General features: G+C 62.5%; 19 protein-coding genes. 4 read left to right on the forward strand and 15 right to left on the reverse strand.

What is annotated here, in order from left to right; genetic code table 11:
* Window positions 1-62 precede the first annotated feature (62 nt).
* On the forward strand, window positions 63-1100 hold the full coding sequence (locus F7R90_RS16765) for a lysylphosphatidylglycerol synthase transmembrane domain-containing protein (RefSeq protein WP_158058542.1): 1038 nt from the start codon (window positions 63-65) through the stop codon (window positions 1098-1100).
* 40 nt (window positions 1101-1140) lie between these two features.
* On the opposite strand, the gene F7R90_RS16770 is transcribed toward F7R90_RS16765, so the two are convergent.
* From F7R90_RS16770 to F7R90_RS16785, 4 genes are all read right to left on the reverse strand, one after another.
* Entirely contained in the window at window positions 1141-2646 is a 1506-nt protein-coding gene (locus F7R90_RS16770; RefSeq protein ID WP_158058543.1) for a sulfatase, read from the reverse strand.
* A gap of 94 nt (window positions 2647-2740) precedes the next feature.
* Window positions 2741-3100: a NifU family protein gene (locus tag F7R90_RS16775; RefSeq protein WP_158058544.1), complete on the reverse strand. Its 360-nt coding sequence runs from the start codon at window positions 3098-3100 to the stop codon at window positions 2741-2743.
* 496 nt (window positions 3101-3596) lie between these two features.
* Window positions 3597-4838, reverse strand: a complete 1242-nt coding sequence (locus F7R90_RS16780; RefSeq protein ID WP_158058545.1) for an ABC transporter substrate-binding protein — start codon at window positions 4836-4838, stop codon at window positions 3597-3599.
* 143 nt (window positions 4839-4981) lie between these two features.
* Window positions 4982-5314, reverse strand: a complete 333-nt coding sequence (locus F7R90_RS16785) for a DUF5783 family protein (protein ID WP_158058546.1) — start codon at window positions 5312-5314, stop codon at window positions 4982-4984.
* 239 nt (window positions 5315-5553) lie between these two features.
* On the opposite strand from F7R90_RS16785, the gene F7R90_RS22325 reads away from it, so the two are divergent.
* Window positions 5554-5694, forward strand: coding sequence for a hypothetical protein (locus F7R90_RS22325; protein WP_192498346.1), 141 nt, complete (start codon window positions 5554-5556; stop codon window positions 5692-5694).
* Here the strand turns inward: F7R90_RS22325 and F7R90_RS16790 are convergent.
* From F7R90_RS16790 to F7R90_RS16825, 8 genes are all read right to left on the reverse strand, one after another.
* Complete coding sequence (locus F7R90_RS16790; RefSeq protein WP_158058547.1) at window positions 5691-7127, reverse strand: single-stranded-DNA-specific exonuclease RecJ; 1437 nt, start codon at window positions 7125-7127, stop codon at window positions 5691-5693. The genes F7R90_RS22325 and F7R90_RS16790 overlap by 4 nt on opposite strands.
* A 70-nt stretch (window positions 7128-7197) precedes the next feature.
* Window positions 7198-7374, reverse strand: coding sequence for a hypothetical protein (locus F7R90_RS16795; protein WP_192498347.1), 177 nt, complete (start codon window positions 7372-7374; stop codon window positions 7198-7200).
* 67 nt (window positions 7375-7441) lie between these two features.
* Window positions 7442-8185 carry a uroporphyrinogen-III synthase gene (locus tag F7R90_RS16800; protein WP_158058548.1) on the reverse strand — a complete coding sequence of 248 codons (744 nt, stop codon included), beginning with the start codon at window positions 8183-8185 and terminating at the stop codon, window positions 7442-7444.
* Between the two features lie 13 nt (window positions 8186-8198).
* Window positions 8199-9332 carry a hydroxymethylbilane synthase gene (gene hemC / locus F7R90_RS16805; protein ID WP_158058549.1) on the reverse strand — a complete coding sequence of 378 codons (1134 nt, stop codon included), beginning with the start codon at window positions 9330-9332 and terminating at the stop codon, window positions 8199-8201.
* An 85-nt stretch (window positions 9333-9417) separates the two neighbouring features.
* A complete protein-coding gene (locus F7R90_RS16810; protein WP_158058550.1) occupies window positions 9418-9891 on the reverse strand; it encodes a hypothetical protein in 474 nt (157 codons plus the stop codon).
* 75 nt (window positions 9892-9966) lie between these two features.
* On the reverse strand, window positions 9967-10620 hold the full coding sequence (locus F7R90_RS16815) for a COG4315 family predicted lipoprotein (RefSeq protein ID WP_158058551.1): 654 nt from the start codon (window positions 10618-10620) through the stop codon (window positions 9967-9969).
* Window positions 10621-10713: 93 nt separating this feature from the next.
* Window positions 10714-11016 carry a hypothetical protein gene (locus tag F7R90_RS16820; RefSeq protein ID WP_158058552.1) on the reverse strand — a complete coding sequence of 101 codons (303 nt, stop codon included), beginning with the start codon at window positions 11014-11016 and terminating at the stop codon, window positions 10714-10716.
* Between the two features lie 54 nt (window positions 11017-11070).
* Entirely contained in the window at window positions 11071-11367 is a 297-nt protein-coding gene (locus tag F7R90_RS16825; RefSeq protein WP_158058553.1) for a winged helix-turn-helix domain-containing protein, read from the reverse strand.
* Between the two features lie 88 nt (window positions 11368-11455).
* Here F7R90_RS16825 and F7R90_RS16830 point away from each other — a divergent pair, with 88 nt between their 5' ends.
* Complete coding sequence (locus F7R90_RS16830) at window positions 11456-12190, forward strand: competence/damage-inducible protein A (protein WP_158058554.1); 735 nt, start codon at window positions 11456-11458, stop codon at window positions 12188-12190.
* 19 nt (window positions 12191-12209) lie between these two features.
* Here the strand turns inward: F7R90_RS16830 and hemL are convergent, their stop codons facing one another.
* The 3 genes from hemL to hemB all read right to left on the reverse strand — a co-directional run bounded on the left by hemL (window position 12210) and on the right by hemB (window position 16732).
* Complete coding sequence (gene hemL, locus F7R90_RS16835) at window positions 12210-13550, reverse strand: glutamate-1-semialdehyde 2,1-aminomutase (protein WP_158058555.1); 1341 nt, start codon at window positions 13548-13550, stop codon at window positions 12210-12212.
* Window positions 13551-13690: 140 nt separating this feature from the next.
* Complete coding sequence (locus F7R90_RS16840) at window positions 13691-15355, reverse strand: ammonium transporter (protein WP_394352011.1); 1665 nt, start codon at window positions 15353-15355, stop codon at window positions 13691-13693.
* 390 nt (window positions 15356-15745) lie between these two features.
* Complete coding sequence (gene hemB / locus F7R90_RS16845; RefSeq protein ID WP_158058556.1) at window positions 15746-16732, reverse strand: porphobilinogen synthase; 987 nt, start codon at window positions 16730-16732, stop codon at window positions 15746-15748.
* Window positions 16733-16837: 105 nt separating this feature from the next.
* Here hemB and F7R90_RS16850 point away from each other — a divergent pair, with 105 nt between their 5' ends.
* Window positions 16838-17599 (forward strand): DedA family protein, encoded by a 762-nt coding sequence (locus F7R90_RS16850; protein WP_394352012.1) that lies wholly within the window; start codon window positions 16838-16840, stop codon window positions 17597-17599.
* Window positions 17600-17681 lie beyond the last annotated feature (82 nt).

A 17681-nucleotide genomic window follows, 5' to 3' on the forward strand; every position in this document is an offset into this window, starting at 1 on the left:
GTCGAATCGTTCCGGGCCCGACTTCCGACATACTGATTAACGTAGACGAAGCAGAAAGTCGCATGAACGGCAAGCAACTGCGGACTACTCTTCTGGGGTTTGTCGGCACGTTCTCCATCTTGGGGCTGCTGCTGTACTTCGTCGGGGTGGACGGGTTTATCGGAGAACTGAGGCGGGCCGACAACGGGACGGTCGCGCTCGTCGTTTTGGTCACGCTCGGCTGGCTTTCGGCGTGGGGGTTCTCGCTCCAGACGGTCCTCGACGTACTCGGCGTTGACGTCTCCCTCCCGCAGTCTTTCTTCATCCTCAACGGCGCGATGTTCTCGAACAACATCACACCGTTCGGGCAGGCGGGCGGCGAACCGGTGACCGCGTTGCTCATCTCGAAGGTAGCTGACACCGAGTACGAGCGAGGACTGGCCGCTATCGCCAGTGTTGACTCTCTCAACTTCATCCCCTCTATCTCGCTCGCACTGGTCGGTGCCGCGTTCTACGCAACTCAGAGCTCCCTCGGTCGTCGCCTCCGAATCGCGACGGCGGCCCTCGTCGCGCTCTCGGTCCTCGTTCCGTCGGTTGCATACGTCGGATGGCGAAAACGCGACAGCATCCAACGGAGAATTACGGGCGTCGTCGCTCCGATAATCAAATACCTCACCCGAATCTTGCCGGTCAGTTCGTCGCTGAACAGAGAGGAAATCCGGTCGCGCATCGGTCACTTCGTGGACTCCATCGAGCGCGTCGCCACCAACCGCCGCGGAATCACGCTCGCACTCACTGCTTCGACGGCGGGGTGGGCGTTCCAGATGGTGGCGCTGTGGTTGGCGTTCGCCGCCATTGGCAAGTCCGTTCCGCTCTCTATCATGCTATTCGTCGTGCCGGTGGGCGCTATCGCCGGAATTACGCCACTCCCCGGTGGCGCGGGCGGTATCGAAGCGGTACTGGTCGCGCTGTTGTCGAGTCTTCCGGGAACGGCCATCGGCGTGGAAGCCGCACTCGCCGCGGTTATCATCTACCGCGGTGCAGTGTACTGGGTCCCCGTCGTTATCGGCGGCGGCGTCCTCAGTGTGGTCGGCGTCGATACCGTGCAACAGGGGTCCTAAAGAACGCAGAAAAAACTCGTTCGCTTTTACGACCGGCGACTCAGTCGATGTAACCGAGGTCTTGCAGTCGGTCTTTCGCGTCGTCGCTCATCTCGTCCAACACGTCGTCGTCTTCGACTTCGTTCCACTCGCCGCCGACGCTCTCCTCGAACGCAGAGAGCGCCTCCTCCAGTTCGACTTCCTCGTCGCTCCCTTCGCCCCACGCGTCGTCTTCTTCTTCGGGGTCCTCGTCGAGGTGGTAGAACTCGTCGCCGATGCGCTCGTTCCGGATGTACTTCGCGTCGGGTCGCCGTGCGGCCCGCATGCGCGAGTAGAACCGCGAATCGGTGTCGAGCGAGATGCCCGCGTCGCTCGCCTTCTGTTCGAGTTGCTTCAGTTCCACGACCGGCCGGTAGTACTCCACGAAGGCGTACTCGCCGCCCTGCACTTGGTCGTCCGCGAACTCTCGATAGTCCGCGTCGAGTAGTGACCGAACCGACTCGAACGGCTTGGTCGAACGCTCCGCTTCCACGCCCGTGTGGTCGAGGACGGTGTGGTAGAGGTCGATGAGTTCGACCTGCTGGTCCTCGCGGGTCCCCGGTTCCATCTCGGGGTGTTTGACCATCAGTGGAACGTTCACGAGTGGGTCGTAGATGCAGAACTCGTGGCCGTACAGGTCGTGTTCGCCGTGGAGTTCGCCGTGGTCAGCACAGACGACGACCATGGTGTCGTCCCACTCGTCGTTCTCCTTGAGCCAGGAGAACAGTCGCTGGAGTTGGTCGTCGATGTGGCGAATCTCGGCGTCGTACAGCCCTTCGATTGCGCCCCACTCTTTGTCGCTGATGTCGCGCGCGCCGCAGTTGTACTCCTTGGAGTTCTGGCACACCTTGGTCGAATCGACGTTCGGAGCGAACTCTTTGCGGTACTCCTCGGGCGGGTGGTACGGCAGGTGAGCGTCCATCAGGTTGATGAACGCGAAGTACTCAGAGTCGGCGTCGTCGATGAAGTCGATGGTTCGGTCGATGACCTGCGGGGTCTTCGAGTCGGCACCTTCGCCGGAGGCCGTGTACTCGTGAATCTTGTTGCCGACGCTCACGAGGTAGTCCGCGACCTTCCGCAGTTTGTCGTTGTCGTTCATCGCCTTCCAGGCCTTCGCGAGCGGTCCCGACAGGAAGTCGCCGGGCATCACTTCGAAGAAGTTGTCCTGGTCGTCGAACCCGTCGGTCAGGTGCGTGTACGGCGTAATCCACGCGTTCGAGGAGTAACACGCAGTGTCGTACCCCTCGGCCGACAGCGACTCGGCGAGGGTGGTCGCACCTTCGAGATACGGATTCTCTTGGCTCGCGCCGTGTTCACTCGGGTACATTCCCGTGAACAGCGACGCGTGTACCGGAAGGGTCCACGGAGCGGGCGAAACCGCCTGCTCGAAGACGGCCGCCTCCTCGGCGAACCGTTCGAGACCGGGCGTCGTCGGTTTGTCGTAGCCATAGACGGAGAGGTGGCTCTTGCGAACCGTGTCCATGACCACGAACACGACGTTTCCCACGCCGTCGTCGTCGTTGGTCATACCAGTACCGTGCAACCCCCGTCGGGATAAATATCCTGATGTTAAGTCCGCGATAGCCGAAGAAGTAGTTGGTTTAGGGTGTGGAAAGTCGGACTTAGAAGGGTGCCTGTGGCCCTTCGTCGTCCTCGCCGTCGTCGCTCGTCTCGCCGGGGAACGACGGACTCATGCCGCCGCCGTGACCGCCACCGCCGTCCATGCCGGTGTCGGCGTGGACCTGCTCGATTTCGGGAATCTCCTTGACCATGCGGCTCTTGATGGCCTGAATCGTCATCGGCGAGATGCCACAGCCACTGCACGCGCCGCCGAGTTGGATGTGTACTTCGCCCGTCTCTCGGTCGATGTTCTGGATGGCCGCGCTACCTCCGTGCATCTGAATCTGCGGGAAGTTGCGCCGCAGGAAGTTGCTGACGCGCTCTTCGAGGTCGTCTCCGTCGTCCTGTGTGTCCGTGCTCATGAACCGAGGTTGGGTTCGAGACGGCTTAGGCCTTTGGTTCAACCTTTTGTTGCGGTCGGTCGGTGGAAGCCGTCGGCTTCTACACGACCTCGCTGGCAAAACGTTGATGAAAAGCCTGCGTCACCCGCGCCAGAGCGCGCGGAACGCGCTCTTCTGCGGGTTCCTTGGCCCGCTCGCTCGGCGGCGCGCCCTGCGCGCCGCCTCCGCTCGCGGTGAACATCCATCGACTTTCAGCGGGGTACCCGACTACCGCACGAGGCCAGTCGGGCGATACAGGTGACTGTCGCCGAACTGCGACACTCCTCATTCGATATATCGGAATATAATTTATCTTGGGCTATCTTATAAACCCTCGAAGGCAGGAATGCACCCCACCAATCGTTGGTTTTGCACCCTGACTGCTCTGTCGCGTAGATTCCAAGAAAAATCGCGGTTTCGGGATGACGTTCGGCCCGCTGTGGACTTCGAAACCGAAGAGTTGTGTCGCCGCGTGTTTCTATTCGCCGCCAGTGATGATGCTGGCCACCTTCTTCCGGTCGAACAGCCACTCATCCTCCGGAATTTCCGGGTACGGGTTGCCGTCCTCGTACTCGGGCCATTCGCCGAACTGCTCGGGGTAGAGCTGTTTCGCGCCCATCTCTAGCTGGAACAGGTTCATGATGGGACCTTGGTACCGCATTCCGCCGGGGTAGACCCGGTCGTTCTTCACGGCCTTCAGCTGACTGCCTGCCGAGTTGTCCTCGAGCTTCTTCATCGTCTCGCTCATGCTGTAACTCGGTGTGAGGCCCCAGAGGTGGAGAATTACGTCCGGGTCGGCTTCGAGCATCGTCTCGTAATCGACGGTCCCCCAGAGGTTGCTCCAGTCCTCGTCTGCGAAGGCGTCGTTCGCGCCGAGCGGCCGGGTGTCGGCCAGCCAGTACCCCGGCTTGTTCAGGTGGTAGGTGTAGAACGACTGGCCATCGGCCGCGAGCGTGACCCGGACTGCGGTCGGACGCTCCTCCTTCGGCGGCAGGTCCGCCTGAATCGTAGAAACGAGGTTCGCGTGTACCTCCGCGAGCGCTTCGTACCTCGCTGTCTGCTGGAACACTTCGGCGACCTTGCCGAACATGTCCCACAGTGTGTAGTACTCGTAGTCGCTGTACTTCTCGGGCGGGTTCGCCTGCGTCCCGCTGTAGAAGTTCCCGAACCACGGCGCGATTTGGGAGTTCACTTCCTCAACGTCCGACTTGTTCCAGTTCTTCTGGGTCGTGGCCCACGCCGGGTCAGCGAAGTGTACGTCACTGTCGAGTTGGAACAGCAACTCCTTGGTGAGTCCACCGCTCAACGGGTCCTCGAGGTCCTTCCACTCGAAGGAGACACCGTCGAGGTGGTGGCAGTAGTGGTTTAGCGTCGTTCCGGTCATCTCCGGCACGTACACCGAGTTAAGCGAATCACTGTGACCGAGCGCGAGCGCCATGTCCGCGTACTGCGGGAATACGGTGAAGACGCTCTCGGGAACCGTGTCGAATTCGACTTCGCCCATCGGAGACATCGAGACCGAGTACGGCCCGTCTGACTGCGCGGTCTGGGTAGTTGAGTTGCCCCCGTTCGTCGTCTTCGACGGACTCGAAGTCGTGGTCCCGTTCGCGCCACTGTCGCTATCTCCCATGCAACCAGCGAGGACGCTACCTGCACCGACTGCTCCCGCACCTTTCAGAAAGTTGCGCCGCGTGAGAAACGGCGTCGAGGTTCTACGCATACGATTTAGGTTTACCTAAACGCGACTTAGATATTTTGGTCTGCCTAAACTAATGGCATATATTTGCCGTTTAGTAGTATCTGAACAGTCACTGTCCAACCAGTGGATCCGACGATTCCTCTCGAACTGGCGCTATAACTGCGTTACTCCTCTCTTCCCGACTCGAACCCGAACACTCGCCGCAACTCGGTCTCTATCTCCTCGACGTAGATGTCGAGAATCTCTTCGAACTTCTCGTCGTCTACCAGCACGCCCGTCACTCGGTCGGCCGGATTCTCCGGCAGGTCCACGCGAAACTCGCCGTCTCCCTCGTAGAACGGTTCGCTCTCGTTCAGTACCTGTTGGTCGATTGCGTGGATGAGCTGGGAGTCGTATCGCTCGTTCAGTCGGTTGAACGCGTTCTTGTACGCGCGCTGGAGTTCGTTGAAGTAGTGGACGTACTTGTCCTCGAACTTCTCGGCGTCGAAGTCGGTCATACGAGAGCGAAGGTGTGGCCCGGACAAAAGTGAGGCGGTCTGTCTGATTCGGCGCTCTCTGCTCGACCGATACTGCTCGTTCCGGCACTTGGGGCCTTTTCGGCGTTTCTCGACAGCCTCGCCGTTCTGGCGACAGTTGGGCGCACTTCGCCGATAAACCAACAACGACGATATCAATACTGCTCCTCGTTTCTGTACCGGACGTTCGAAAAACGAAGACTGTTGATGCAATCTCCGGAATGGTTAATGTTCCAACCGAATGCCTCGAAGCGGGACGCTGGGCCTGCGAAACCATGAAAGACGACGATTCCGCCGAGGCAGCACCGGAGTATGGTGACGGCGAAACGACTGTAGACGAAGACGACCGCGACGACTCCTAACCGAGTTGTTCGCCGACGAGCGCGTCCGCGCGCTCGACAAACTCTTCCTCGGTGCCTTTCGGTACCGTCGCACCGGCAGCGACGTTGTGGCCGCCACCGTCGCCGCCGACTGCTTGTGACGCCTCGCGCATCACTACCGAGAGGTCCAATCCCTGCCGGGTGAGCGACGGCGTCCCGCGTGCGGAGACTTTGACTTCGTCGTCGTTCTTCTCCGCGAAGGCGAGAATCGGCGTCCCGCGGTCGATGCCGTCCGCGCCCACGGCCATGCCCGCGATGATGCCGACAATGGTCTCGCGGATTCGGTCCTCGGCGTGGAACCACTGCAAATTATCTTCCTTCGTGACGCCCTCGCGCTTGACCAACTGAAGTCCCTCCGAGAGATTGCGTCGGTGGTTGCTCAGCAGTTTTCGAGCACGTTCGAGCGCTTCGTCGCGGTCACCGAGACAGACCGCGAGTCCAACGTCCGCTCGTTCGTAGCGCGCCGTCGCGTTGAGGAGCGTCGAAAACTCACTCACGTCGCGCAGTTCCGTGCCGGTCGGTTCTTCGACGAGCGTGTACGCCGTCCCCACGAGGCCGTCGATTTTGTCGGGCGAGACACCCTTGCTCAGCGCGCGCTGGACCAGCGCACTGGCGACGGTCTGGCGCTCCGCCGAATTGAGGTCCACCCAGCGCCGCCACTCGCCGCTCGTTCCCTCCTCGCCCTGCGATTTCAACTCTACGTCCAGTCCGTCCAGAAACCGCAGTGCGCCGTTCTGGTCGTTGGTGATGCCGGGGATGTACACGTCGCTGGCGTACTCCAGCAACTTGGGAAGTGGGCGCGTCTGCTTGCCGTACACCGCGAGGTCGGTGGCCGTGTCGAGAACGCCCGCTTCGACGCCTTCGTCCACGATTTGCTGGTTCGCGCCGACCAGTTCGCCGCCCGAGGTCTGCATGTCGCCGACTGCGCCGACGACGGCGAGCCCGGCGAGGTCACGATTGTCTCCACCTTCAGGTTCTAACGCCCGCGCGAGAACGTAACTCGCGCCCGCGCCGGACAACTCCGAAGAGCCGTCGATGTCGAACAACAGCGGATTGAGGTGGAACTCGGTATCTGGGTCCGCTGGCTGGTGGTGGTCGGCGATGACCGGTGTGAAATCGCCTGCTTGCTCGTGGTCCGCGATGATGTCTAACTGGCCGCTCCCGAAGTCGGTGAACAGAACTGTCTCGTACTCTGTTTCGGCAATCGACGCCACTTCCTCGGCGTCCAGTTGCTTGCTGAACACTGTCTCGAACGGAATCTCAGCGCGTTCGAGGGCCGAGGCGGCGACCGCTGCGCTGGTCAGTCCGTCGGCGTCGATGTGGGACGCCAACAGCACTTCGTCGGCGTCGCGCAGTCGGTCGGCACACGCCGCGGCACGCTCTGTGAGTTCGGGGACGGGACCAGCACAAGCCATTCGCCGAGGAGTTGGTCGCTATCGGTTATAAAGTATCGCTCTCGACCGAGGACTCCTCGAATTCGCCGCTCTATTCGAGGTTACAGACCGTCCCAGTCGCCAACTCTTCCGCTTCGACGTGTGCCGAGAGACAACCGTAGTTGCAAAACTGTCCTGTCTGCTCGCGCGCCCCTTCGACTCGCTCTTCGACGTACACCGGGTCGTGGGCTTCTACGTCACAACCGCAGTACGTGCAGTCGAGTCCCATGATTCGACAGAGGACGTCAGGAGTGAAAGGTTCACCGCTCGAAATTTCGCCGTCTCTAATCCGTCGCTTACTCGTGATACGTCGGTGCGGCTTCCTCAACCACTTCGCAAGCCAGTTTCTCGAAGTCTGCGATTTCAGGCACGACATCCACCTCGATACCTTCGGCCTCGGCCGTCTCGCGGGTCGGTTCGCCAATCGTCCCGACGATCGCCTCGTTCAATCCCCCAATCGCCTCCTCGCGGACGCCTCGCTCCTCGGCGGCCGCCAAGAAATGTTCGACTGTCAGCGAGGAAGTGAAGAGAGCGGCCTCAATCTCCCCGTCTGCGGCGGCCGTCGCAGAGTCGCCCGAGTCGGCGGGGCGGACCAATTCATATAGCACTGTTTCGTTTACGACCGCGCCTGCGTCAGCGAGGCCATCCGTGAGAACTGCGCTCCCGTGGTCGCTACGGGCGACTTCGACTGGTTTCCCCTCGACTTCGGCTTCGAGGGCTTCGACGAGTCCTGCGGAGGAGAATTCCTCGGGCACGACATCGACTTCGTAGCCGTGGTCCCGAAGCGCGTCGGCGGTCGAATCACCGATTGCGCAAACCGTCGCCGAACCCGGGTCCCAGCCTGTGTCTGCGGCTAATTCGACGCCGGTCTTACTCGTCAGAATCACGTACTCGCCGTCCTCGGGGGCATTCCCGGTGGGTCTCACTTCGAGCATCGGGTCGGCGATTGGTTCCGCACCGAGCGAGTCCAGCAGTTCGACTGCGTCGGCGAGTCGTTCGTCGTCCGGGCGGAAGACGGCGACTCTCACGTCTTGGGTCATTCGAAGTTCCTCCTCACTCTCGCTTCGCTTCCCGCGGTTCGTCGGCGCGCGCTTCTTCGATGAGCTCGGCCGCGCCCTGCTTTCGCAGTTCCTGCGCCACGTCCTTGGCACCGCTTACGTGGTGTTCGACGGACACGTCGCGGGAGAGCTCGATTTTCTCGGTGCCGTCTTGGGAGAAGACTTGGACATCGACGTGGACGTTCTCGCCTTGAATCAGACCGTGGACGCCGATTGGCGCGACGCAACCGCCGTTGAGTTCGGCCAGAATCGTCCGCTCGACGGTCGTCTCGACTCGGGTTCTGGGGTGGTCCAGCACGGTGTTGACGTTCTGTGCCGTCTCGGTGTCGAGGCTCGTCACCGCGAGCGCGCCCTGTCCGGGTGCGGGGACGAACTCGTCTTTCGGCAGTTCTTCGTACTGGAGGTGGTGGGCGAGGCCGCTCCGTTCGAGTCCGGCCTGCGCGAGGACGATAGCGTCGTACTCGGTCTCGACCTCTCGCTCCATGGCGCGGCGTTCGATTTCCGCGAGGTCGTTGAACCACTCTTCGACGGTGCGGTCGAACTCCGCGTCGAAGTCCTTCTTGTGGCCCTTCCGCTGAATCTCCTCGGCGGCCTTCTCGTCTTTCTCTGCTTCGGTTCGGGCCTCGTGTTCCGCTTGGAGCGCTGGCGCGAGGAGTTTCTCTGCGCGCGTGTCCACGTTCCCTCGGAGCGGCTCGACGTTCAGGTCCGGCCGGGCGGCCAGTAGTTGTGCCTTCCGGCGGAGACTCGACGTACCGACCGTAGCTCCCTCGGGGAGTTCGTCGAGCGTCGTCCCGTCGGGCGTGACGAGTACGTCCCCCGCACTCGCTCGCTCGGGAATCGCCGCGACGATGAGTTCGTCGGGGTGGTCGGTCGGCATGTCCTTCATCGAGTGAATCGCGCCGTCTACCTCTTCGTCCAGCACTTTCCGGTCCAAGTCGCGGACGAACGCGCCGGTCTTGCCCAAGTTCGTGATGAGTGCGTCTTCGAGTTGGTCGCCGGTCGTCTCGACTTCCACGAGTTCGACGTCGAACCGGCGGTCCTCCAAGGCGGCTTTCACTTCTCCCGACTGCCGAAGCGCGAGGTCGGACCCGCGCGTGGCGAGACGGAGTTGTATCCCACGTGTGCTCATACCCAAATCTGGGCGGTGGAAGTTGAAACACTTGTCCGTTTTTCGGGCGCGTCGTCGCTGGGCGCGCCGTCGTCTGCAGGACGAATTACCACGGGACGTCGGGTACCCCGACGCGAGCGCGTCGGCGGTAGATGTAGTACGTGGCGAACGGGACGCTAACGAGGAAGCCAGCGATGACCGGCAGTGAAAACTGGGAATTACCGGAGATGACGACGATGAAAGCGACGAGAATCGCGACGACTAGCCCCGGTGCCGCCAACAGTGCCTGTCGCATCGGGTTCGGAGCCCACTGCCCGCTCGTTCGGTCGATGTAGCTCGCGTCCCGATACACCGCCAGCGGGAAGTACGCCGTGAGGAAGGCGAACGGAATTCCGAGAGCGACCAGCGACAGTTGGACCGTGCTCCCGCCGAACCCGAACGACGACTCGAACTGAGACGCGACTGCGAGCCACGCCAACGCCACCAGCCAGAGCAAGAACGTGACGGGAATCGCGGCGACCCAGTACCAGTGGTGGTGGTCGTGGCTCCGTCGTACGTAGCCCGACTCGGAACTGCTCATAGCGAGTCGTTAGGACTCCGGGATAATACGGGTGTCGTACTCTGGTAGCAGGTCGTCGCTCGACTCCCCAGTCGCTCAGTAATCGACCCCAGACGAGCCTGTCGTCGTATCGTCTCCCATCGCGTCACCTCCTGTCGTCGTCTCCTCTTCCGACGTGGTGGTCTCCGTTGCCGTCGTAGTCATCGACCCCGGCTTCACCACCGACCCCTCCGCGTCCAGAACCCACCAGATGTCGTTCACTCCCTGCCCCTTCGCGTCACCGGGTTCCTCGTCGGAGGCGAAATAGTAGAGCGGCCAGCCGTTCGCCGTCACCTGCGTCGAACCGTCTGCCCGCTCGATGGTGCCCAACTCGGCCGAAACGTCCTCTTCTGCCGAGACAGCATCCGCACTCTCCACGGTCAGTGGCGGCCACGCTTCGGCACACGAGTCGGTGCAGACGCTCTCGCCTGCACCCTGCGTGTCGCTCTCGAACATGTAGAGAGTCATCCCGGCCGAATCCACGAGGATGGTGCCCAACTCGGCGTGCGAGCGCGTTCGAACCGTCGCGTCTCCGGCCATCGTAGTGGTCGCTCCTGCTGTCGTCGTGGATTGTCCTTCCGTCGGTGCCGCTGTGGTCGTCTCTGTCGTTTCGTCGTCACTCTGGCTCCCCGTGTTTCCGGTACAACCAGCGAGTCCAACCGAGAGCGTACCGGCCGTCACGGCGAGGAAGGTTCGTCGGGTCGAATCCATGACAGGAGCGACGACGCTCCGGGGAAAGAACGTTTTCCGAAGTTAGTCCAAAATTCGTCCAAGGTTCGCGGCTTCGGAGATTTCGAACTGGTGTCACTGCCACGTGATGCGAGCGAGGAAGACGAGCGCGACGAGTTCGAGACCGCAGAGGAACGTCATGCCGACCTGGACGTCCGTGCCAGCGTTGACGAACCAGCCGACGAAGTCTGGGTGGAGAACGTAGTAGTAGAGCCAGAGGAGGTTCTCCACGAGGAGAAAGCCACCGAACACCAGCAAGCCCAGCGTGTGAGCGGCACCGTGTCGTCGATAGTTCCGGAGCCAGACCGAACCGAGGGCTACCAGCAACAGGACGTTCACGCCTGCGGCGGCCCTCGCCACGTCAAGCCAGACTGCCATCGGTTCCTCCTCGGAGCGCGTCGGTAATATGTACTGTCCAAATTTCGTCCATAGTTACTCCTCTTCCTCCGCATCCGCTTCCACGGTGTCCAGAATCTCCTCGACCGTCGTCCAGTTCGCCTTCGTCTGGTCGGTGAACAGGTAGACAGCGCCGTACTCGTCGGCGCTCTGCTTCACGACGTTGTTGTCACCCAGAACGTCCAGATGGTGGCGTATCGTCGTGTAGTCTAAGTCCAACTCCTCGGCCAGTTCGTTGGCGTTCCGCGGCCGCTGGTCGAGCGCCCGGACGATGCGGACCCTCGTGGGTCCACCGCGGGAACTCGCCAGCACGTACCAGAGAACGCCGTCCATCGTCCGTGACGATGGGTAGGGGGTTGAAAATAACCTCGGTCGGCGGAGGGCGCGCCTCTTTTCCCCGCGGCACCCGTCGTATTTCTCGATGGAAGTCGCCATTCTCACCGTCGGCGACGAGGTGCTGGCCGGTGACACCGAAAACACCAACGCGACGTGGCTCGCGCGTCGGTTGACCGAGCGCGGCGCGACGGTCGTCCGCATCCTCACAGTGCCCGACGACCGCAACCTGCTGGCAGAAACGGTCGCAGAGTGGGCAGACGCCTTCGACGCCGTAGTTGTGACCGGCGGCCTCGGGGGCACCCACGACGACGTGACCGTGGACGCGTTGGCAGATGCCTTCGACCGCGAACTCACAGTCGAAGACGCCGTCCACCGAGACGTCCTCCAGACCGTGGCCGCCTACCGGGATGCGAATCCCGAGACGGTCGAAGCGCACGAACTAGACTTAGACGTCGATGCGTGGGCGTCGCTGCCCGAGGGGAGTCGCGCGCTGGTGAACTCCGAGGGGCTGTGTCCAGGGTGCGTGCTGGAGAACGTCTACGCGTTCCCGGGAGTCCCGGCCGAGATGAAGGCCCTGTTCGAACAGGTCGCGGCGGAGTTCGAGGGAGACGCCGTCTCCACGACGCTGTACACGCCGCAACCGGAAGCATCGTTGCTAGACGCGCTCACGGGTGTCCGCGAGCGGTTCGACGTGACGGTCGGTAGCTACCCCGACGCGGCGGCCAGCAATCGCCTGAAGGTGACCGGAACCGACCCCGAGACGGTCGCCGACGCCGTCGAGTGGTTGCGCGAGCGCGTCGAGGTCACCCGCGAAGCGTAGTCCGCGCGGCGACGCGGCACTACAACGCTTCTTTGTACGCTTCCAGCGTCTCCTCTACGTCCTCGTCGGTGTGGGCGTAGCTGAGGAACTGCGACTCGTACTGGTTCGCGGTGAGGAAGACGCCCTGTTCGCGCATCGCGGGCCAGAACAGTCGCTCCCAGCGTTCTGTCTCGGCACTGTTTATGTCGCCCTTGTCCTTCGGACAGTACTCGAATCGCGGGCACTCCGGTCGCTGGCGGCAGCCTGCTTCGCACTGGCCGTCCAAGTCGCGCGGTCCACGGCGGGTGAACGCGACCTTGAACATGCTGTCGTAGCCCAGCACGGTGTACTCCGGCGCGTGGTCGGCCAGAATGTCGGTCAGCCCGGAGCGAAGTTTCTCGCCGAGTCGGTTCACGTGGTCGTACACGTCGTTCTCGGCGGCGTAGCGAAGCATCTCCAACCCGGCCGTCAGCGAGAGCGGGTGGCCCGAGTACGTTCCGGCTTGGAACACGTCGCCGACCGGCGTGAGATTCTCCATGATTTCGGCTGGGCCGCCGACCGCACCGACGGGGAACCCACCGCCGATGACCTTGGCGAGCGTCGTCAAGTCCGGCGTGACGCCGAACTTGCCCTGCGCGCACTGCAAGCCGCCGACGCGGAATCCGGTCATCACTTCGTCGAAAATCAGGAGCGCGCCGTGGTCGTTCGTCACTTCACGCAAGGTTTCGAGGTAGCCCGAGACAGGGCCGACAGACGCGCAGTTGCCCAGAATCGGCTCTACGAGAATGCACGCAATCTCGTCGCCGCGCTCCTCGAACACTGACTTCACTGCCTGCTCGTCGTTGAACGGTACGGTGATGGTCTCCTCAGCGAACGCCGCCGGAATGCCATCGGAACTCGGCGCGCCGACGCCGCCCGACTTCCCTTCCACGAGCGTCGAGTCCTGCGCACCGTGGTAGCCGCCCTGCATGACGACGATTTTGTCTCTGCCGGTGTGCCCGCGTGCGAGTCGCACTGCCGAAACGGTTGCTTCGGTCCCCGAATTCACGAACCGCACCATCTCGATGCTCGGCACGTGGCGCGCGATGAACTCGCCCAACTCGACTTCGACTTCGGTGGGCGCGCCGTACATCGGTCCGTCGGCCAGTTGCGACTGAATCCTACTCTGGACCTCTTGGGGCAGGTCGTGGCCCAGAAGCAGAGGACCGTAGCCCATCACGTAGTCGATGTACTTGTTGCCGTCCGCGTCGATGACGTGCGCGCCGTCGCCGCGCTGGACGAAGAAGGGGTACGGTCGCGTCGCCCGCACCGGGGAGTTGACCCCGCCCGGCAAGACGGAGAGTGCCCGGTCGTAGAGTTCCCGCGAGTTCTCGTGGTTCATGCACGGGGGTTCAGTCGCGGGCTTCTTAGCATTGGCTCATTCGGCGCGCGCGGCGGTTCCCGCGACTCCCGCGACGGCTTCGGGGACCGTAAAAAAGGACCGTGACGATTGTAGTTCTATCTGCTCCCGTTACCAGACGTTCAGACCGCTTCCGGGCCGCGCATGCCCGTGCGAACCTGACAGGCGTCCTCGACCGGCAGGACGAATATCTTGCCGTCGCCCGGTTCGCCGGTGTCTGCGGCCTCACGAATTGCTTCGACCACCTCGTCGGCGGGCACGTCGGCGACGACGCACTCGACTTTCACCTTCTGGTGCAAATCGACGGTGTACTCCTCGCCGCGCCACTGTCCGGTCTTCGCGGGCTGACTGCCGCGGCCCGAAACGTTCGTCACCGTCAGACTCGGCGCACCGACCTGTGCGAGTGCGGTCTTGACGTTGCTCAGACGGTCGGGGCGAATTACTGCGGTGACCATCTTGATGCCCCCGTCGTTGGGCGGGCCTCCGCCGTCCGTGCGAACCGCGCCAGCCTCGACTTCCGGTTGGCCGAACTCGGGGTAGGTGTCCACGCCGTGTTCGGAACTGTCCAGTCCGTCGCGCTCGTGGTCCGCCGTGACGCGGGCCTGTCCGAGACTCTTCGCGATACCGAAGACAAGGTAGGTCGCCGCAATCGTCCAGACTGCGATGAGCGCGACGCCTGCGACCTGTGCGACCAGCGAGGAGACGCTGAAGCCTTCGACTGCGACGAAGGGGTAGGCGAGCGCGCCCAGAACGCCAGCGGAGCCGTGGACGGGGAACACCGCACACACGTCGTCTATCTTCAGGCGCTTCTCGACAAACTCGAAGACCACGGGCAACTGTGCGCCAGCGAGCAGTCCGACGGCAATCGCGCCGGGCCAGACGATGGCGTCGGCGATGCCAGTGATGCCGACTAGACCGGCCAGCATGCCGTTGGCGACGTAGAGCGTGTCTACCTTGTCGGTCTTGTACATCGACACCGCACCCGCGCCGATTGCTCCGGCGGCCATGCCGAGGGTCGTCACCAGTGCGACGCGGCCGACGTAGCTGAACGCGTCGAGTTGCAGGCTGCCGTTCTCCACGACGAACACCGTCGCGGCGGTGCCGACGTTGAAGCCGTACCAGCCGAAGGCGAGGATGAGGGTGCCGAGGACCGCGAACGTCAGCGAGTGACCGGGGATGACGTTGACCGTACCGTCGTCGTTGAAGCGGCCGAGACGCGGGCCGATGACGTAGGCGGCCGTCAGACCGGCGATGCCGCCGAGTCCGTGGACGATCATCCCGCCCGCGAAGTCGTGGAAGCCGAGTTCGGCGAGGATGCCGCCGCCCCACGTGAAGCCGACGACGACGGGGTAGATGATGCCCGCCAGCAGGATGGTGTAGGTCACGTAGGCGCGGAGTTTCGCGCGGCCCGCGACTGCGCCGGAGACGATGGTCGCGGCGGTCATGGCGAACACCGCGCCGAAGAGCCAACTCACCCATCCGGCCGACCCGCCGTTGATGTAGGCGAACGACTCGGCGATGGTGGTCGATTCGGGGCCGGTCAAGCCACCGACGAGCGAGGAGACGCCCGCGCCGACGAGGAAGTACAGCAGGACGCCGACACTCCACGTCAGCAGGTTCTTCGTCAACTGGTTGGCGACGTTCTTCGAACGCACCTGTCCGGCTTCGAGCATAGCGAACCCGGCGTGCATGAAGAAGATGAGGAACGTCACGACTAACACCCACATCAGGTTCACACCCTCCGCGAGGGTTTGCAAGTCGGTCGCCTGTAGCAACGTCGCCTTCACGAATCGTCCACCTCCGCTAGCTCGACGAGATCATCTGGACAACTGTTCACGATTACGGAGTATTCATCCGCGTTCGTACTCTGGCTCACGGTATATCGTGATGACGGAGTGCTACATAAGCTTGTGTGTTGACAAAAGAAAATTTTTCAAGCACCTATTAGACGGCCGTCCGATTTAAAAGCAGGTAATATCGATATAAGGTTGTATACCGTCCAGAAACCGGACGTTCGACAGCTCTATTTCTGGACGGACGGTCACCGATGTTAGCAAGTGACAACGTCCGCGCCGAACCCCCACTGCGCGCAAAAATCGACCGCTCGGACGGCAGATTTTCGCATCGACTTCGAAACTGCAAACCAGCGGCAAACGACCGCGAAAACGCCGACGTGTCTACAGCGCGTATGCGACGTCCTCTGCGAAGTACGTCAGAATCAGATCCGCTCCAGCACGTTTCATCGACAGCAACGATTCGAGTGCTACTTCCTCCAAGTCGAGCCAACCCTTCTCGGCGGCGGCGTGGAGCATCGCGTACTCGCCCGAGACGTTGTACGCCGCGATGGGGTGGTCGAACTCCTCGCGCAAGTCACGCACGATGTCGAGGTAGGGAAGCGCGGGCTTGACCATCAGCACGTCCGCGCCCTGCGCCACGTCGAGTTCGACCTCTCGAATCGCCTCGCGGCGGTTCGCGGGGTCCATCTGGTAGTGTCGCCGGTCGCCGAACGCTGGCGCGCCGTCCGCGGCGTCGCGGAACGGCCCGTAGAACGCCGACTCGTACTTCGCGGCGTAGCTCATGATGGGCACGTCCGAGAACTCCGCGGCGTCCAGCGACTCCCGAATCGTGCCGACCATCCCGTCCATCATTCCGGACGGCGCGACCATGTCAGCGCCTGCCTCGGCGTGCGAGACGGCGATTTTGCCGAGCAGGTCGAGCGTCTCGTCGTTCTTCACCGTGAGTCGAGCTTCGGCTTCGTTCCGAGCGTCGTCTTCTAACACGCCGCAGTGACCGTGACTCGTGTATTCACACAAGCACACGTCGGTGAGAACGTAGGCGTCCGTTTCTGCTGCCACGCGGCGGGTCGCCTCCTGTACGACGCCGTCTTCGGCCCACGCGCGACTTCCTCGCTCGTCCTTCGACTCGGGGATGCCGAACAGCATCACCGCCTCTACACCCGTCTCAAGCACTTCTTCGACGCGCGCGACTGCCTGCTCGACGGGCACGCGCTCGTGGCCGGGCATCGTCTCGATTGGCGTCCGTTCGTCTGTCGTCGCGTCCACGAAGACGGGCGCGATGAGGTCCGAGGCGTCCACGTCGGTCTCGCTGACCATCTCGCGGATGCCGTCCCGGCGCAGTCGCCGTGGCCGGTCGATGGGATTCATGCGTGAGTGTTCCTGCGCGACTGGCAAAACCGCGTCGCTCCCAGCACCGAGAGCGACCTCCGTGTGACACAACGCCTTTAGCGGTTCCTGTTGATACACCAGCCAATGACACTGTCCGCGCTCGTCGGTTTTTCATCGGCGACGAACTCGGCCCTCGCGGTACCGCTGGTAACTGTCGCCGACGTGACTCCGCTCGTTGGCCTTCTGACGCTCTGTCTGACTGGTGTCTTGCTATCCTCGGCGACTGCTAGTGGTCGGGTCCGGGAGTTCTTCGCGGACAATGGCGTCCTCATGCTCGTGGGCGCTGTAATGGTCGCGGCCATCCTCGGCATCTACCTCTTTTTCACCGCGGACCAAGCGGTTGCAGAGCGGTGGCTTAACCAGTACGGACTCGTCGCGCTCTTTCTGATCCTCATCTTGGAGGGCGCGATGTTGCTGTATTTCGCACCGAGCGAGATACTAGTCCCGACCGGTGTCACCCTGATTGCCGACTCGCTGAACGACTGGGGAACCATCGCCGCCGTCATCCTCGTCGCCGTCGTCGGGGCGACTATCGGCCAGTACGCGCTGTTCCTGCTCGCCAAGCGCGGTGGCCGCGAGTACCTCCTCGAAAAGCGTTGGTTCCGCGTGGACGAATCGACGCTCGACCGCTTCGACGGGTGGTTCCAGAAGTGGGGCCGCGTCATCGTCCCGGTCAGTAACGCGCTCCTGTTCACGCGCGGGATGCTGACGGTCCCTGCGGGCTTCGCGGAGATGCGCGACTGGGAGTTCGTGGTCCTCTCAGCGATTGGCACTCTTATCTTCCAGTCGTGGCTCACCGTGGCGACGCTGTATCTCACTAAATCTGGCTATCTCGGGTTCCTCTGAGTCGTTCTTGACTGCTTTCGAGCTCGGTGTGTCCAAAGTTAAATTATTCTGAAACAAATGTTTCTCCCGTCTATCGGTCGTC

The organism is Halorussus halophilus, from assembly GCF_008831545.1.
In the GTDB taxonomy this organism is placed as follows: domain Archaea; phylum Halobacteriota; class Halobacteria; order Halobacteriales; family Haladaptataceae; genus Halorussus; species Halorussus halophilus.

Coding starts and splice junctions, on each gene's coding strand:
- F7R90_RS16765 (WP_158058542.1), top strand. CDS start 63: ATGAACGGCAAGCAACTGCGGACTACTCTTCTGGGGTTTGTCGGCACG.
- F7R90_RS16820 (WP_158058552.1), bottom strand. CDS start 11,016: ATGGCAGTCTGGCTTGACGTGGCGAGGGCCGCCGCAGGCGTGAACGTC.
- F7R90_RS16770 (WP_158058543.1), bottom strand. CDS start 2,646: ATGACCAACGACGACGACGGCGTGGGAAACGTCGTGTTCGTGGTCATG.
- F7R90_RS16850 (WP_394352012.1), top strand. CDS start 16,838: ATGACACTGTCCGCGCTCGTCGGTTTTTCATCGGCGACGAACTCGGCC.
- F7R90_RS16825 (WP_158058553.1), bottom strand. CDS start 11,367: ATGGACGGCGTTCTCTGGTACGTGCTGGCGAGTTCCCGCGGTGGACCC.
- F7R90_RS16775 (WP_158058544.1), bottom strand. CDS start 3,100: ATGAGCACGGACACACAGGACGACGGAGACGACCTCGAAGAGCGCGTC.
- F7R90_RS16815 (WP_158058551.1), bottom strand. CDS start 10,620: ATGGATTCGACCCGACGAACCTTCCTCGCCGTGACGGCCGGTACGCTC.
- F7R90_RS22325 (WP_192498346.1), top strand. CDS start 5,554: ATGGTTAATGTTCCAACCGAATGCCTCGAAGCGGGACGCTGGGCCTGC.
- F7R90_RS16800 (WP_158058548.1), bottom strand. CDS start 8,185: ATGACCCAAGACGTGAGAGTCGCCGTCTTCCGCCCGGACGACGAACGA.
- hemL (WP_158058555.1), bottom strand. CDS start 13,550: ATGAACCACGAGAACTCGCGGGAACTCTACGACCGGGCACTCTCCGTC.
- hemC (WP_158058549.1), bottom strand. CDS start 9,332: ATGAGCACACGTGGGATACAACTCCGTCTCGCCACGCGCGGGTCCGAC.
- F7R90_RS16785 (WP_158058546.1), bottom strand. CDS start 5,314: ATGACCGACTTCGACGCCGAGAAGTTCGAGGACAAGTACGTCCACTAC.
- F7R90_RS16810 (WP_158058550.1), bottom strand. CDS start 9,891: ATGAGCAGTTCCGAGTCGGGCTACGTACGACGGAGCCACGACCACCAC.
- F7R90_RS16830 (WP_158058554.1), top strand. CDS start 11,456: ATGGAAGTCGCCATTCTCACCGTCGGCGACGAGGTGCTGGCCGGTGAC.
- F7R90_RS16795 (WP_192498347.1), bottom strand. CDS start 7,374: ATGGGACTCGACTGCACGTACTGCGGTTGTGACGTAGAAGCCCACGAC.
- F7R90_RS16780 (WP_158058545.1), bottom strand. CDS start 4,838: ATGCGTAGAACCTCGACGCCGTTTCTCACGCGGCGCAACTTTCTGAAA.
- F7R90_RS16790 (WP_158058547.1), bottom strand. CDS start 7,127: ATGGCTTGTGCTGGTCCCGTCCCCGAACTCACAGAGCGTGCCGCGGCG.
- hemB (WP_158058556.1), bottom strand. CDS start 16,732: ATGAATCCCATCGACCGGCCACGGCGACTGCGCCGGGACGGCATCCGC.